The 564-nt window shown below is 70.4% G+C and carries 1 protein-coding gene; it reads left to right on the plus strand.

Annotation, left to right across the window (positions count from 1 at the left end):
* On the plus strand, window positions 1–564 hold a 564-nt coding region (locus tag AABW11_RS20020), incomplete at both ends, for a DUF1194 domain-containing protein (protein WP_340107106.1).

Here is a 564-nt window from a genome sequence, read left to right on the forward strand (position 1 = left end):
CGATCCCGACGTGCTGCAGGCGATCCGCGGCGGCATCCTGGGGCGCATCGCCGTCACCTATTTCGAGTGGGCCAACTCGGCGCACACCCACATGGTGGTCGGCTGGACGGTGATCGATTCCGAGGCGAGCGCCGAGACCTTCGCCGCCGCGCTGGCCAAGCGCCGTCCGGGCCCGGCGCATTACACCTCGATCAGCGGCGCCATCGACTTCGGCGCGCGGCTGTTCGACGACAACGGCTTCGAGGGCACGCGCCAGGTGATCGACGTCTCCGGCGACGGGCCGAACAATTGGGGCGACCTGGTGGTCCATGCGCGCGACCGCGCGGTGGACAAAGGCATCACCATCAACGGCCTGCCGATCCTGGACCCGGATCCCGGGCCCTACGCGCGCTACAACATCCCGAACCTGGACCTCTACTTCCGCGACTGGGTGATCGGCGGCCCGGCCGCCTTCATCGTGGCGGCCGAGGGCTTCGACTCCTTCGCCAGCGCGATCCGCCGCAAGCTGATCCTGGAGATCGCCGGCCTCACGCCCGCGCGCGAGCCCGCGCAAGGGCCCGCGCA

The organism is Rhodohalobacter sp. 8-1 (assembly GCF_038150125.1).
GTDB lineage: Bacteria > Bacteroidota > Rhodothermia > Balneolales > Balneolaceae > SW132.